Origin of the sequence: Gemmiger formicilis, assembly GCF_900167555.1 — a bacterium.
Lineage (GTDB): Bacteria > Bacillota > Clostridia > Oscillospirales > Ruminococcaceae > Gemmiger > Gemmiger formicilis.
Map to the genome: position 1 here is coordinate 58685 of NZ_FUYF01000004.1, position 15331 is coordinate 74015.

Annotated in this window: 9 protein-coding genes; 3 read left to right on the forward strand and 6 right to left on the reverse strand. The window is 57.3% G+C overall.

Annotated features, from left to right (window positions below; all coding sequences use genetic code 11):
• Positions 1-21 precede the first annotated feature (21 nt).
• A complete protein-coding gene (locus B5D32_RS04885) occupies positions 22-2634 on the forward strand; it encodes a family 78 glycoside hydrolase catalytic domain (protein ID WP_078783984.1) in 2613 nt (870 codons plus the stop codon).
• 66 nt (positions 2635-2700) lie between these two features.
• Here the strand turns inward: B5D32_RS04885 and B5D32_RS04890 are convergent, their stop codons facing one another.
• The 5 genes from B5D32_RS04890 to B5D32_RS04910 all read right to left on the reverse strand — a co-directional run bounded on the left by B5D32_RS04890 (position 2701) and on the right by B5D32_RS04910 (position 9575).
• Positions 2701-3036: a DUF3784 domain-containing protein gene (locus B5D32_RS04890; protein ID WP_078783985.1), complete on the reverse strand. Its 336-nt coding sequence runs from the start codon at positions 3034-3036 to the stop codon at positions 2701-2703.
• 115 nt (positions 3037-3151) lie between these two features.
• A complete protein-coding gene (locus B5D32_RS04895) occupies positions 3152-4000 on the reverse strand; it encodes a sugar phosphate isomerase/epimerase family protein (protein WP_078783986.1) in 849 nt (282 codons plus the stop codon).
• A 3-nt stretch (positions 4001-4003) separates the two neighbouring features.
• Positions 4004-5815, reverse strand: a complete 1812-nt coding sequence (locus B5D32_RS04900) for a family 43 glycosylhydrolase (RefSeq protein WP_078783987.1) — start codon at positions 5813-5815, stop codon at positions 4004-4006.
• A 4-nt stretch (positions 5816-5819) separates the two neighbouring features.
• Positions 5820-8009, reverse strand: coding sequence for a glycoside hydrolase family 2 protein (locus tag B5D32_RS04905; RefSeq protein ID WP_078783988.1), 2190 nt, complete (start codon positions 8007-8009; stop codon positions 5820-5822).
• 78 nt (positions 8010-8087) lie between these two features.
• Positions 8088-9575 carry an MFS transporter gene (locus B5D32_RS04910; RefSeq protein WP_078783989.1) on the reverse strand — a complete coding sequence of 496 codons (1488 nt, stop codon included), beginning with the start codon at positions 9573-9575 and terminating at the stop codon, positions 8088-8090.
• 413 nt (positions 9576-9988) lie between these two features.
• Between B5D32_RS04910 and B5D32_RS04915 the strand changes: the two genes are divergently transcribed.
• Both B5D32_RS04915 and B5D32_RS04920 read left to right on the forward strand, forming a co-directional pair.
• The gene (locus B5D32_RS04915) at positions 9989-11290 is read left to right on the forward strand and encodes a glycoside hydrolase family 1 protein (protein ID WP_078783990.1); all 1302 of its coding nucleotides are present in this window, start codon (positions 9989-9991) and stop codon (positions 11288-11290) included.
• 309 nt (positions 11291-11599) lie between these two features.
• Positions 11600-12799 carry a helix-turn-helix domain-containing protein gene (locus B5D32_RS04920; protein ID WP_078783991.1) on the forward strand — a complete coding sequence of 400 codons (1200 nt, stop codon included), beginning with the start codon at positions 11600-11602 and terminating at the stop codon, positions 12797-12799.
• 59 nt (positions 12800-12858) lie between these two features.
• Here the strand turns inward: B5D32_RS04920 and B5D32_RS04925 are convergent, their stop codons facing one another.
• Complete coding sequence (locus B5D32_RS04925) at positions 12859-15300, reverse strand: glycoside hydrolase family 3 protein (RefSeq protein ID WP_242943403.1); 2442 nt, start codon at positions 15298-15300, stop codon at positions 12859-12861.
• Positions 15301-15331: the final 31 nt, after the last annotated feature.

Consider the following 15331-nt stretch of genomic DNA (forward strand, 5'->3'; position numbering starts at 1 on the left):
ATTGAAAAGGAGTACCCAGCGATGCGAGCAATAAACCTGAAAACGAATCATCTTACCGCGCCACTTGGCATGGATGCCGGGCCGCTGTTCTTGTCTTGGCAGTGCGTTGACGGCGTGCGCCAGACTGCCTATGAAATTGAACTGACCGCGAATGGCGAGACTGTTTGGCACAGCGGCAAGGTGCAGAGCGCCGCCATGCACGCCGATGCCCCGACTGTGGGCGGCTCCCGCGTGCGTGGGTGCTGGCGCGTGCGCCTGTGGGACGAAAACGACACCCCCGGCGCGTGGAGTGCGGCGCACTTTGAAACGGGCTTGGCGCAAAGCGACTGGCAGGGTGAATGGGTAGACCCCGAAACGGAAGAAATCGACATCCCCGGGGATGATGCCATCAACGCCTTTGCCCGCCCCAACTGGGAGCGCAAGCAGGCGGAAAAAGAAGCCGCAGGCAAGGGCGCAGCCGAGCCGTACAAGCCCCACCGCCCGGCATCGTACCTGCGCAAAACCTTTACTGCAGCCAAGGGTGAAGCGCGGCTGTACATTACCGCCAAGGGGCTGTACGCGGTATGGCTGAATGGTGTGTGTGTCGGGAATATGGTTTTAGCCCCCGGCAGCTTTACCGGAAACAAGCACCTTGCGGCGCAAACCTACGATGTAACGCAATATTTGTACGACGGCAAAAACGAGCTGCTGGTTGCCCTTGGTGACGGCTGGCACCGCAGCACAGGCGGCGTGGACGGTGACCGCGACTTGTTCGGTGATACGCTGGGCGTGCTGTTTCAGCTGGAAGTGGACGGCCAAGCCGTCTGCGTTTCTGACGGCTCGATGCAGGCAACGCAGTGCGGGGCGATCCGCCAGAACGATATGCAGCAGGGCGAGGTCTATGACGCACGGTTCGAAGGCAGCTTGACCGGCTGGCACGGCGTGCGCACCTACCGCGACGACCTGCCCATCACCGGCATGAATACCGTGCCGATTCTGGAACACGAAGCCTTCCCCGGCAAGCTGCTGCAAACGCCCAACGGCGAGACCGTGCTGGACTTTGGGCAGAATATCGCCGGTTATGTGGAGATGGTGCTGACCGCCCACGCCGGGCAAAAGGTCAAGCTGACCTGCGGCGAAGCGCTGGACGAAAACGGCAACTTTACCCAAGAAAACTTCCAAGATCGCAACCGCCACAAGGAGGGCGGCACCGCCCAGATGCTGGAGCTTGTCTGCAAAGAGGGGAAAAACCACTTCAAGCCCCACTTTACGATCATGGGCTTCCGCTACGCAAAGGTCGAAACCGACGCCGACTTGACCGATGCCGTGTTTACCGCCCACGCCGTCTACTCCGATATGGCGGTGACAGGCAAATTTACCTGCGGAAATGACGCGGTGAATCAGCTTGTCAAGAACAGCATTTGGAGCCAGAAGGGCAACTTCTGCGATATCCCCACCGACTGCCCGACCCGCGAACGCGCCGGCTGGACAGGGGATATGGGCGTGTTTATTGAAACCGGCCTGACCCTGATGGACTGCTACCCCGTGGCGGAAAAATGGCTGGCGGAGTGCCGCCTGAACCAGTACCCGGACGGGCGTATGGCGAATATTGCCCCGCCGAACGCCCGCCCCGGCTATATGACCCCGATGCTCTGCATGTCGGCAGGGTGGGGCGATGCGGCGATTCTGGTGCCGTATGCCCTGTACAAACGCACGGGTGACCGCAAAATTCTGGCGGACAACTACGAGATGATGCAGCGCTGGTACGGCTTTTTGCTGGGGCGCGCGCAGCAGACAACCGATGAGCAGCAGGGCGGTGATTACGCCAAGTTCACCGTTTTAAACGGCATGGATTACGGCGAATGGTGCGAGCCGGGCATCACCCCCATGCAGGCGATGATGAACCCGCGCAAGAGCGTTGGCACGGCGTATCTGGCATACTCCGGGCGCTTGCTGGCAGAAGTAGCGGATGCACTGGGTAAAGCGGACGAGGCTGCCAACTACCGCGATACTGCCGCCAACGCTGTAAAAGCCTACCGCGCGGCGTTTACCGAGAACGGTGTAATCAAGTCTGACCGCCAGTGCGAGTATGTCCGCGCCATTGCCTTTGCCCTGCTGGGTGAGGACGAAAGCAAAGCGGCTGCCGCAACGCTGAACCAGATGGTCATCGAGAACGGCTGCCACCTGAACACAGGCTTTTTGTCCACGCCATTTTTGTGTGATGTGCTGGCAAAATACGGCTATGCGGACACCGCGTACAAGCTGCTTTTGCAGCCCGATGCCCCCGGCTGGCTGTATGAGGTCGGCAAGGGTGCGACTACCGTATGGGAGACATGGACGGGCATTGACGAAAACGGCAAGCCCCACGAATCCCTGAACCATTACAGCTACGGCGCGATCTGCGGCTGGCTGTTCGGCGGCGTGTGCGCCATCCGGTACACGGACGGCGCACTGACGATTGCACCTACGCCCGACAAATCGCTGGACTGGGCAAAAGCCACCTACGATTCCCCAGCCGGGCGCATTGTAAGCGGCTGGCGGTATGACGGCGATGTGGTAACCTATGAGTTTGAGATCCCCGCCAACCTGACCGCCGATGTCACCCTGCCCGATGGGCGTAAGTTTACCCTTGCCCCCGGAAAGCACACAGTATAAGAAGAAAGCGCCTGCCCTGCCGTAAAACTTACGGCAGGGCAGGCGCTGTTTTTGATAAACTGGAATTTATTTTAATAAATATTTTTCAAATACTTTGTGCGTGTCAAAGTGAACCTCTTTGAAAAATAAAACGAGCCAAATAATAAAAGCCGGAATAGCCATATATGGTGTTAAAAAATAAGACAACACTGCTCCTACTAACATTATGCCAGCCCATGTAAAACACTGATTTTTTATATCACGAGAAATATGAGCTTTATCATACAATGCCTGTTCTTCTTTCGGTAACGAATTAAATCCCGAAACAAATTTAGCCGCTTTTTCTTTAAATATTGCAAATAACACTCCTATAATCACAAATGGAATAACCAAAACTCCACATAGCCAAAACCCTATATTCATAGTATATTCCTCCTTCACAAATTCCGATTTATTGCATTAAGTATACCACGCAGAAAATGTAAAAGCAACGGATTATACAGCATACCCCCTGTCCGGTATGGGCAGGGGGTGCTTGTTACATATGCTTTTCCAAATATTCCGCGCTGACCTGCAAACTCTTTATGGGGGAGTTATCCACCCAGTTGCGGTGGCTTTCCAAAATCACGGCATCCACGCCGACGGAAAGCGCCTGCGCCATCAGGCTGTCGAGGTCCATATTGCCGGTACCCAGCTCCATGCTGTCGGTTTTCAGAATCGGCGTTACGGCGCTGCCCGAAATGCGGGTGCCGCGGTCATTGATGTGCCACAGCTTCATGCGGGTTCCCAGACGCTGCATCCACGCAAGCGCATTCGCGCCGCCCTCGGTGAACCAGTAGCTGTCAAACTCAAAGTTGACGAACTGCGGGTCGGTCTCCTCCAGCAAAATATCGTAGGCACGCTTTTCGGCGTTCACATGGCGCAGCTCGCAGTTGTGGTTGTGGTACAAAAGCTCCACGCCCTCGGCCTTCAGCGCCGCGCCCGCCTTGTTCAGCCGTGCGGCAAGGTCGTGCATCGTGGCTTCATCGCCGTAGTCAAAGCGATACATACCTGTGATGACAACATACTTCGTGCCAAAGCTCTTGGCTTCGTCGGCCACGGCCTTGGCGTCGCGTTCCAGACTGCCCAAATCGGTGTGTAGGCTGACGACTTGCAGCCCCGCTTCTTTGACCAAAGCGTGCCAGTCGAGGTTGCCGCCCTTGCCCACGGGCATGCCCGCCGCCTTGGTCAGCAGCCGCACCATAAAGCCGATGGGGTGGATCATAAACCCGCACAGCTCAATACCGTCATAGCCTGCGGCCTTCATGGCGGCCAGCGTCTGCCGTGCCTCGTTTTCGTTGCTTAAAACGGTTCCCAGCATAAATTGCTGGACAGCTTTTATGGGCATGGTTCAGCCCTCCATCTTGATAATTTTTCCCGTTGTGATGCCGTTTTCGTTGAAGCTGTCCACGCAGACGTAATAGGTCTGCCCGGACATCAGCGTGGAAAGCGTGACCTCATCGGCACCATAGACAAGCCAGCTCTGGTACAGCTTATCCGGTGCAATGCCGTAGCGCACATTGCACCCCTGCGCGTTCTCGATGTGCTGCCAGCTGATTTTGCCGTCCAGCGCATCCACGCGCACGGCTTTTGCGTCGGCCTGGGCGGGGCAAGCGCCCTCGCCGTTGCCGAACACACGCAGCCCGCTAATGCGCAAAGCCTGCCCGTAGGGCAACTCGCCGCCCGTCACGCGGATATACCGCGCACGGATGCCGTCGGCATACTCATAATAGCCGTTTGAGCATTCGCGGGCGACATCCTCGCGCAGTATCCACACCTTGCCGTCCAAGCTGGTTTCCACGGTGTAATGCGAAATCTGCGGGCGGGTTTCGATGTGGCGGGTCTTGCGGTCATCGCCATAGCTGTCAGCAGGGAAGTCCACCGCCAGCGCTTCGTCCGCCATATTGACCTGAAGCGCCCGCACATCGCAGCCGCGGCCTAAATCCACACACAGCCACTCGCCGGGCTGGTCGCTGCCCGCGCTCCACCAGCGGCGGCAATCCTCGTCCACGGCATTCACCGGGTCGCTGCCCTCGGCGGTGGAGGATGCCGTCACGGTCTTGCGGTAGCTGAGCAGCATCCACTTGGGCTGCTGGCTGGCGGCGTCAAATTTGCCTGTCGGGATTTCATGCGGGTAGTCGGCAAAATTCTGGTTGCAGTAGAGCAAGCTGTCCTTGTCAAACCTGGCAGGGAACAGCCCCACGCGGCGCTCAAAGTCGTGGTTGACCGAAATGCGCATCGTGGATGCGTGCCAGTAGTTGCCGTACTTGTCGGCGATGGTGCTGCCGTGTCCGGCACCCGTCATAAACCCGCCCGGCTTGGCGGAAAACGGGTTGGACGCCTGCAGCGTGAACGGTCCCAGCGGGGACTTGGATGTGTACACGCCGTCGGCGTAGGTATTGTACTGGGTGCCGGGGCAGGCGTATTGCAGATAATACGTACCGTTGTGCTTTGTCATAAACGCGCCCTCGATATAGGGCTTGCCGACGGCGTTGAACATGGCGGTCAGCACTTCGGCGTTCAGTCCCGGTATCTGCGCCATCTGGGGCGGCAGCTCCAGCTTGCCGGTTGCCTCGTTATAGAACGGCTTCATGGATTTGTACAGCACACTGCTCTCTTTATCCACGATCCCGTTGTTACCGGGGCGCTCATAGCCCAGTTCTTCTTCGCGACCAAAGATCAGTTCTTTTTTCTCGCCGATGGGTGTCATGGTTTCGGGGTCAAGCTCCACGCCCCAGATAGGGGACATGTTGGAGCAGCCCCAGTAGAAATAGACGCGGCCATCATCGTCCCAGAACATATCCGGGTCCCAAAAGTCGAACGGAGCGCTGACCTCGGTAAACGGCTCGGTCAGCGGGTCCGCCGTGCGCAGAATGGGGCAATTGCGCCCCTTGCGGCTGGCAGAAAAATAGAGATACTCGCCGACCTGACGCACATCGGGGGCGTAGTCGTAAATGAGCAAATCGGGGTCGGCGTGGAAATCCCAATGCAGCAGATCGTCCGAGTACCAGAACCCTGCCGACATCGAAACAAACAGGTAGTATTTACCTTTGAAGTACACCAGTGTCGGGTCAGCGCCCTCGCGGAAACCGGCGATGCGCTCACCCTCCTTCATATGCTGGTAGCGGTAGCCCAGATCCAAAGGGTTGCAGTAGGTTTTCATCGTATTACACATCCTTTTTGATGCCCTGCAAAACACGGTTCAGCTGTTTGATGCTCTCGGCATCTGCACCGGCCTGCTTGAGCATTCCCTCCACGGTCATGCGCTGCATGGCGCGCTCCATCATGGCAACCAGCGCGGGGTTGTCCTTGACGGCGGCGGCGACATCACCGCGGGCAGCAGCCGCCTTGTCGGTAATGGCCTTCAAAACAGGGCCCACCTTGGCATCTGCCATGGCAGCGGCCATATTGTCCTTGACGCTCCAGCAGGTTTCGTCCAGCTCACCGTCAAACCAGTTGTTCACGACCTGACGGTTGGACATAGCGTAAGCGAGGTTCGGCTCGGCAGCCTTGTTGACCAGAATCACGCTGGAATACGCCCCCGCGCGGGCCTCAATGCTGTGCTTGCCGGTGATGGGCACATTGAAAACAAACACTTTGTCGCCTTTTTTCGTTTCGACCAGGTGTCCGTCCTTGTACAGCGAAACCTCCGGCAGGTTGGAGTATACTCTGACCTCGGTCACATCCTCCGTGCGGTCCACATAGCGGCTGCCGCAGGTATGTACAAAGGGCTGCTTGCTCCAGTAGGCCTTGTACAGGTAGAAGGCGTCCTTCTTGATTTTGCGGTCAAAGGTGACAAGTCCCTTTTGGTTCTCGCCGTTTTTGCCGCCCTCGTCGCGCCCGTCGGCGGCAAAGTCGAACATATTCCAGACATGGGTCGCCCACAGCCACGGGCGGTCAGCAATCATTTTTGCCATGTGCTCGTGATAGACGCACTGGTAGGTTTCGGTATAGTCGCCCTTTTCGGGGTGGGCGCTCTGATAGGCGGGGTTGGCGTCCGCGCCGTACTCCGAAAAACCGATGCAGCGGTCTGGGTATTTGGCGTGGTAGGTATCAAAAAAGTCATCGTTCTGGTCGAGCTCGCCCAGGTACCAGCCAAAATACAGATTGTAGCTGTTCACATCGGGAATTTCCAGAATCGGGCTGGTGATTTCCAGCATAAAGACGTTCGCCATCGTGGTCGGACGGGTCGGGTCAAGGCGGTGCGCCAGTTCGTTCAAGGCGCGGTGGTTTTCCAGCAGCTCCTCATTGACAGCCGACGCAGCGGTAATTTCGTTGGACAGTCCCCAAACAGCAATGCAGGGGTGGTTGTAGTTCTGGACGATGAGTTCTTCCATCTGGGTCAGCGTGTTGGCGCGCCCGTTGTGCATGTGCATCGTGATGTAGGGGATTTCCGCCCAAATCACGACACCCTTTTCGTCGCATAGATCATAGAACGCCTGCGCGTGCTGGTAGTGGGCAAGGCGAATGGTGTTGGCGCCCATTTCAAGGATCAGCGCCATGTCCTCCTCCATCATCTCTTTGGTGATGGCCACACCCGCGCCCTTGCGGTCCTGATGGCGGGAGACACCACGCAGGGGATAGGAGCGCCCGTTCAGGATAAAGCCCTTCTGCGGGTCAATTTCAAACTTGCGGCAGCCGAAGCGGGCGGTCTCGGTCTCGCCATTGTCCAGCCGCGCAGTCACGGTGTAGAGATACGGGTCATCAAGACCGTCCCACAGGCGGGCATGCTCCAGCGTGAACACGGCTCTGGCGGTGCCGTCCTTGACGGCAACGCTCGTCTGCTGGCCATCCAGTGTGAAGGTGACACTTTCGGCACCCACCACAGCGGCCTCCACCGTCACTTCACAGCGGCGGGCGTTGAGGTCCGTGACAATCGGCGTGACCCTGACAGGCACCGCGCCGTTTTCAGCAAGGGCAAAATGAGCAGCGGGCACAACATGCAGCGTTACATCGCGGTAAATACCGCCGTAGAAGGTGAAATCGGCCTTCTGCGGGTAGACGGTGTCGTTGTCGCAGTTGTCCACATTCACGCGCAGCAGGTTGCTGCCGTTGCGCAGCGCATCGGTAATGTCCACGCAAAATGCAGAATAGCCGCCCTTATGCTCAGCGAGCTTTTGCTCGTTCAGATAGACCTCGGCGGTCATGGCAACGGCGTCAAACTGCAAAACGGCGCGTCCGTTTTCCGGCAGGACGATGTCAGGCAGCACGGTGGTGTAGCAGCAGGTGCCGCGGTAGTAGTCATTGCCACCGTCCTGCCCGTCGATGGCGTTCCAGGTGTGGGGCAGGGTGACGGGTTCGTCGTGTCCTTCTTTGGAAAAAATCCAGTTCTTGTTCAAAAGAATTGTCTTGCTCATAACATGACTCCTTATGTGTGGATTTAACTTCAAAGAGCCGAAAGGGCTGCAAACCCTTTCGGCTTTTGTGGGATGGGCTTACTGAAGCTGCTCTTTATAGAACTCGGACTGCGCAGCGGCCTTCTTCTCGGCAATGCGCTTTTGGACGTTGACCATTTCCTCCTTGGTCAGCGGGCATTCGCGCATGGCAATCAAGGTGATGACCCAGCCGATGAGCGGCAGACCGAACTTGAGTGCCATGGTCATCCAGAAGATGGCCGGGGTGGAAGGATCCGTGGGCTGGGGCATCGTGGTGGTGTAGCCCAGCAGCGCCACAGCGCCGGTAGCGATCACAGCGGCAAAAGAGGTGATGAGCTTATCGACCAGGCTGTAGGTGCCGGAGACAACGGCGGGAATATAACGCCCGCTGCGGTCCAGCTCAAAGTCGATGGCATCCGCCATGTACGAGGTGTTGGAGGTGGTGATGCACATATTGGAGCCGTTCTGCAGAAGGCTCAGCACCACATAGATGATCATGGCCGGGCTGCCCATGACGCCGATCTGCTTGGGGTCAATGACAATGAAGAACACGACCAGAACGGCGGTGATGACCATGCTGATGCAGGTGAAGCTGACAATGCCCTTTTTGCTGCCGTGCTTGCCGACATACTTGGCACCGAACGCTGCAAAGAAGATGGACGGGATCATGCTGATAACAGTCAAAATCGTGGCAAGACCCATATTGCCAATCAAAATACCATTGAGAAGCGTGCCGATGATGGCCTGACTGCCGACCTGCTGGGCCAGCTTATCAGAAGCATTGGAGGCAATGTAGCACTGCAGGGGCTTGTTGTGCTTGAGAACCTCGACAACATCCGCCATCTTCAGCGGCTCGGATTTCTTGGTGCCGACAAAGTTCTCAGGCTTGTCGAAAGAGGAAACACCGAGGCAGACCAGCAGGGTGCCGATGGCGGCAACGATCAGGGTGATATTGCAGGCGGCGGTCAGAAATGCCTGGTTGTAGGTGCCGCCGCACTTGGGCAGCAGCACAACATTCAGAACCATGGACATAGCCATGGGAACCATGTAGTTGAATACCGTGGTCCAGACGCCGATGGTCGGGCGCTGGCGCGGATCATTCGTCATGATGGCGGGAATGGTCTGCGCAGTCATATTGGTGATGGTGTAGCCGATGATGTAAACAATGTACAGCAGGGCAAACACCGGCAGGCCCAGCCCTTTGGACGAGAAGCCGGTGAACATTCCGTAAAGGGCGAGCGCCTCGATCAGGAAGCCGGCAACCATCAGGATGCGCAGCTTGCCGAACTTGGTGTTGACGCGGTCATAGACAAAGGCAAGCAGGGGATCGGTGATGCCGTCCAGAATACGGGAGCAGGTCAGAATAATGCCAACGGCAGCGGTCGTGATGCCGTAGCCGATGCTGGCGGAATAACTCGCCATGCCAATGAGGGAATAGACGCTCATACCGACAAGACCGTTGCAGGCATAGCAGATGATTTGCCAAAGCTTGGCGCGGCGGTATTGTACGCCGTCAACTTCTGAAGCAGTGGGTTTCTTTTTGAACATTTTGTTTTCCTCCTAAAAATTCCGCGGTGGTTTTTCTCACTGACACCACTATACCAGAAGCAAAACGGCAGCAGGGGATAAAAATCAGCAGATGAGGAACAAAAATTCGCGCATTATTTCAAGCAACACGAAATATTGTCCTGCTTTGATAAATAATACCCTCACGACTTGCGCTTGTTATGGTATGATACAGGTACAGAAGTCAGACTGTCGAAAAACGCTTGTAGGGGCGAGCATTGCTCGCCCGTGCCCGTTTGCCTTGCAAAAAAACTGTCCCGGAAAATGCGTTGCTGCGGTAAGTTGGCGGGCGACCAATGGTCGCCCCTACGCACGCAATAAGGCAAGAATGCAATTTATTGACGGTCTGAGAAGTTTCTTGATTTGCTTTAGACAGCACAGGTAAGGAGAAAATTATGCAGAAATTTGAAAAAGGTTTCTTTGTCGGCGCGGCCACTGCCGCCCATCAGGTCGAGGGCAACAACATTCATTCCGACTACTGGGCACAAGAGCAGCTGCCCCACACCAGCTTTGCTGAGCCAAGCGGCATTGCCTGCGACCATTATAATCGGTATGAGGAAGATATCCGACTGCTGGCGGATGCCGGGCTGAACGCCTATCGCTTTTCCATCGAATGGGCGCGTATCGAGCCGGAGGAGGGCAAGTTCGACCCTGCCGAAATCGAGCATTACCGCAAGGTCATTGCCTGCTGCAAGGCGCACGGCGTGGAACCTGTTGCGACGCTGCTGCACTTCACCAGTCCCAAATGGCTGATTGCCATGGGCGGCTGGGAGGCAGAATCCACGGTCGAATACTTCAAGCGCTATGTCAGCTATGTGATGGAGCAACTGGGCAGTGAGCTGCACTACATCTGCACCATCAATGAGGCCAACATGGGCCTGCAGCTGGCGGCGATCTCCAAGCGGTTCCGCCTGATGGCAGAGCAGGCCGCCAAGGCTGCTGCCAGTGCAGGCAAATCCGCCGAAGGCAGCGTACAGGTGGGCATGAACTTCCAGAAGATGATGGAGAACATGAAGTACGCCGCCGCTGAAAACGCCGCTGTGTTCGGTACGCCGCAGCCGAAAATTTTCGTCAGCGAGCGCACGCCGGAGGGCGATCTGCTGGTTCTGCGCGCTCACGCCGCCGCGCGGGAGGCCATCAAGGCAATCTGCCCCGAGGTCAAGGTCGGTCTGACCCTCTCGCTGCATGACCTGCAGGCCCAGCCGGGCGGTGCAGCCTTTGCCGCCGCTGCGTGGGAGGAAGAGTTCACCCACTATCTTCCTTATATTAAGGAGGATGACTTCCTCGGCGTGCAGAACTACACTCGCACGCTGTACGGTGCGCAGGGGCAGTTGCCCGCACCGCAGGGGGCCGAACTGACCCAGATGGACTACGAGTTTTATCCGCAGGCATTGGAAAATGTCATCCGCAAGGTGGCTGCCGACTTTAAGGGCGACTTGATAGTGACCGAAAACGGCATTGCTACCGCTGATGATACGCGCCGCGTGGCGTTTATCGAGGCAGCCTTGGCGGGCGTGCAGCACTGCATCGCCGATGGTATCCCGGTCAAGGGATACTTCCACTGGAGCCTGATGGATAACTTTGAGTGGCAGAAGGGCTATGCCATGAACTTTGGCCTGATCGCCGTGAACCGCGAAACGATGGAGCGCACCCCGAAGCCCAGCCTTGCGGTGCTGGGCGGATACGCCAACGCCTAAGGCAACACCGCATAATTCCCGCCTTACGGCTTAAGCACCGCTCCGGCGGATCTCCGCGCCAAGAGCCGCCGCAAGCGGCGGTTGCGCTCCGAAGCGCCTCGCTGCGGCTCGGTGTGCGGCACGGCATCTGCGTTGCCAAAATGCTCGATAATACACAAAGTATTATCTGCGCTTTTGGCTTAGCAGCTGCCGCACCTCGCTCGCCGTATCGGCACTTAGAATTATGCGGTATTGCCATAAGAATATCAGTGGTTGTCTGTACGGCAGCCACTTTTTTGTGGTATACTGGTATAAAAAGAGGGTGATTCGATGGATGTTTTTCAAAATATGGAGCTGTTTTCTGAGTTGATCCAGTGCGGCGGCAACATTTATACATGGTGCTATAATGCCGATGGCAGCCTGCTGCAGAGCAACTGCCCGGAAGCGGGGTTCCTCTCCGGCGCATTTGACTTATTCGGCTGCAAGAAAAAAATGCTGGACTACGGCAGCCGACACACAACGCCGGTCACGCTCGGCACGGCCATTGGCATGACATGGGCGGCGGCCTTTGAAAAGGATGGCAGTGCGCTGAAACGCGCCTGGGTCATCGGGCCGGTGTTTTATCAGGATGTTTCGCTGCGCGGGATCGAGCAGGGGCTGCAATACTATAACCGTCTGGAGACGAGCGTGGCATGGACCATGCAGCTGTACGAGGCGTTGAAAACCGTACCGGTGCTGCAATGCACAGTCTTGCACCGCTACGCTCTGATGATGCATTATTGTCTGACCGGTAACCATCTTACGATCAGTGACATTAACAGCGAGGATTTGACGCAGGTACGCAATGCAGTGCAGCAGCCTGCCCATGATCGCCACAAGGTCTGGATGGCAGAGCAGGGACTTCTGCAGATGGTGCGCACCGGAGACTTGAACTACAAGCAGGCGCTTTCCGCCAGTATGGGGATCAGCACGGGTGTGCCGGTGCGCAGCGATGACGCCCTGCGCCAGAGTAAGACAAGCATCATTGTGTTTACCTCGCTGGTATGCCGTGCCGCCATCGAGGGCGGGCTTTCGCCGGAGGAAGCCTACGCGCTGGGGGACAGCTATATCCAATCCGCCGAAAATGCAAAAACATTGGATGATCTTGAACCGCTCGGGCTTATGATGTATGATGACTTTGTCCGGCGTGTGCACAAATGCCGCACCAACCCGCATCTCAGCCAGCAGGTGCAAAAGTGTGTGGACTACATTGAGATGAACCTCGATAAAAAAATACGCGCGGCGGATATGGCAGCGCTGGTGGGCTATACGGAATATTATCTGACCCACAAATTCAAAGAGGAGACAGGGTTAAGCGTGACAGATTACATTAAATTTGTCAAGATCGAGCGCGCCAAGGTTTTGCTGAAAAGCACCGACCAGACCGTGCAGGACATTGCCACTGCACTTTCTTTCAGCACACGCAACTATTTCAGCCGGATTTTTCAGGAGGTCACAGGCCAAACCCCGATGGAGTACCGCGAAAAGTAAATGCTTATCCAAAAAACCTCTGCCAGGCAAACATCAAGTCTGGCAGAGGTTTTTGTGTTTTATTCCTGCGTCAGTGCCCGCGCCATTTTGACCACGCGGGAGGCATTGATTTTTACCTGCTCCAGCGTCACTGCGCCACTGTCGATGCCCTGCAGCAGATTGTCGTAATCACCCTTGCTGCCGGGCATGAACAGGTCGCCGCCTGCCGCAGCCACATACTGCGCCTGCGAATCCCGGTGGACAGAGCGTGCGTCCCCGGTCATCGGCGTGACCCAGTCGGTCATGACGATGCCCTGATACCCAAACTCGGCGCGCAGAATATCCATGACAAGCTCGCGGCTTTCGGCGGTGTGGGTGCCGTTCAGCAGGTTGTAGGAGGTCATGACGGCCTTGGGCTGGGACTCCCGCACGCAGATGCCGAAGCCCTTTAAGTAAATTTCACGCATGGCGCGCTCGGAAACCATGCTGTTGTTGCGGGTGCGGTTGTACTCTTTATTGTTGGCGGCATAATGCTTGATGGTCGTGCCGCAGCCCTTATGAGCCTGTACACCGCGCGTCATGGCGGCGGCCATCTTGCCGGAGACGAGCGGATCCTCAGAGTAGTACTCAAAGTTGCGCCCGCAGCGGATCGAACGATGGATGTTCAGCGCCGGGGCAAGCCACAGATGCACGCCGAAGTGCTCCATCTCCTCGCCGACGATGCCGCCGCACCGCTGCACAAAATCCGTGTCAAAGCTCTGCGCCAGCGCGGTGCCGATGGGAATGGCCGTGCAGTATTGGGTCTTGATCTCGCAGCCGGCCTTCGGCTTGCCGTTGCCGCCCATCAGGCTCATCACCAGTTTCATCGGGCCGGACAGCATTTCCATAATGGAATCCGGCATCGAGGCATTGCCGACAGCGTGCTTGCCCTTGCCGTCCTCATAATACTCCTTCGCAAGGCGCAGACCGGCAGGGCCGTCGGCCATGATCAGCCAGGGAATGCCCTTGACAGTGCTGCAGCTCTCACCCGCCGCACCGCAGACATGGCGGCCTGCTGTGCCGATCATCGAAGCAAGGCCCTTTGCGTTCGGATCAAAATCGCCGATCAGAAGCAGGGCGGCGTCCTCCTTGGTCAGGGCGTCCACCTCGGGCAAAATTTCCTCGGTGCGGGCATAGTCTATCGTTTCACAGACAATCGAGGCCGGGTCGATTTCGATGACCGGCACACCCTCCGGGCGCTCCATCGCGGCGGCAGGGGCGGTAAGGTCGGTGAAATCCGTGCTGCCCAGCACATTTTTTGCCTGCAGGGTCGTGACGGTCTTGCCCAGATGCAGGACGGCGGCGGGGACGGTTTCGGCGCTGCTGACACCGACACGGACAAGGTGATCACCGGCCTCGAGAATATAGGAGGCAGTTTCGGCATCATAAGCTGCCATCTCCGGCAAGGTAAAGGAGCAGGTGACAGTTTCTGCTTCTCCCGGGGCAAGTGTGCGGGTCTTGGCAAAGGCGCAAAGCTCCTGCCTGGGCGCATCGAGCTTACCGGCAGGCTTGCTCAGGTAGACCTGCACGACCTGCCGCCCCGCCATAGTGCCGGTGTTTTCCACGGTAGTACGCACAGTGACCTGCGCACCGTTCGCCTCCACCCCGGCAGTCCCAAGGCGGAACTCTGTGTAGGAAAGCCCGTATCCAAAGGGGAACAGAGCTTTTTTGCGGAAGGTATCAAAATAGCGGTAGCCCACATAGATGCCCTCGCGGTAGCGGGTTTCGTTCATGTCCTCAAAGTCGGGCATTTCAGGGTATTCCTCAAAGGCGGCCCAGGTGGTCGTCAGCTTGCCGGAGGGATTGGCCTTGCCCAGCAGAATATCCGCCAGCGCACCGCCGGTCTCGACACCGAGCTGGGACAGCAGCAGAATGTTGCGCACGCTCATAACGGGGGAGAGATCCACCACGCCGCCGACATTCAGCACCAGCATAAAGCGGGTGAACTTTTTGTCCAGCGCCAGAATATCCCGCACCTCGGAATCGGTCAGGCGGATGTCGCCCTTGAGCGGCGTGCGGTCGTTGCCCTCACCGGAAATGCGGGAAACAACGTAAATTGCTGCATCGCCCTCAGCGTTGAGCGGCAGGTCGTATTCAGGCTCAGGCATGACCTTACCCATGCCGTAGAGGATAAAGTTCTGCTTGGCGGCTTTAGCGTCCTTTTTCAGCTGCTTCAAAAAGGCTTTGTGGGCCTTTTCCCGCGCCTGCTCATAGCCGGTGAGCCACTCCATCCCGGTCAGGGTAAAGCCTGCCTGCTGCAGCCCTTCCTCAATGGTTACGATGTAGCGTGAATTTACCTCGCCAGAGCCAGTGCCGCCCCGGATCGTGCGGCGCACGCCGCTGCCATAGGCGGCAAGGGTGCAGGGCTTTTCCAGCGGGAAGCTGCCGTCCTTTTTCAGCAGCACGGTGCAGCCCGCCAAATCTTTGCGCAGCGCTTCGATGTGGCGCAGCTCATAATCGGCCATTGCAGTGGTATTTTTCATGGAAAACATCCTCCTTTTTCATTAGTATACA

What these genes read in the sequence shown, in the direction of transcription:
- B5D32_RS04885 (WP_078783984.1), top strand. Translation starts at nt 22, where the DNA reads ATGCGAGCAATAAACCTGAAAACGAATCATCTTACCGCGCCACTTGGC.
- B5D32_RS04895 (WP_078783986.1), bottom strand. Translation starts at nt 4,000, where the DNA reads ATGCCCATAAAAGCTGTCCAGCAATTTATGCTGGGAACCGTTTTAAGC.
- B5D32_RS04915 (WP_078783990.1), top strand. Translation starts at nt 9,989, where the DNA reads ATGCAGAAATTTGAAAAAGGTTTCTTTGTCGGCGCGGCCACTGCCGCC.
- B5D32_RS04925 (WP_242943403.1), bottom strand. Translation starts at nt 15,300, where the DNA reads ATGAAAAATACCACTGCAATGGCCGATTATGAGCTGCGCCACATCGAA.
- B5D32_RS04900 (WP_078783987.1), bottom strand. Translation starts at nt 5,815, where the DNA reads ATGAAAACCTACTGCAACCCTTTGGATCTGGGCTACCGCTACCAGCAT.
- B5D32_RS04890 (WP_078783985.1), bottom strand. Translation starts at nt 3,036, where the DNA reads ATGAATATAGGGTTTTGGCTATGTGGAGTTTTGGTTATTCCATTTGTG.
- B5D32_RS04905 (WP_078783988.1), bottom strand. Translation starts at nt 8,009, where the DNA reads ATGAGCAAGACAATTCTTTTGAACAAGAACTGGATTTTTTCCAAAGAA.
- B5D32_RS04910 (WP_078783989.1), bottom strand. Translation starts at nt 9,575, where the DNA reads ATGTTCAAAAAGAAACCCACTGCTTCAGAAGTTGACGGCGTACAATAC.
- B5D32_RS04920 (WP_078783991.1), top strand. Translation starts at nt 11,600, where the DNA reads ATGGATGTTTTTCAAAATATGGAGCTGTTTTCTGAGTTGATCCAGTGC.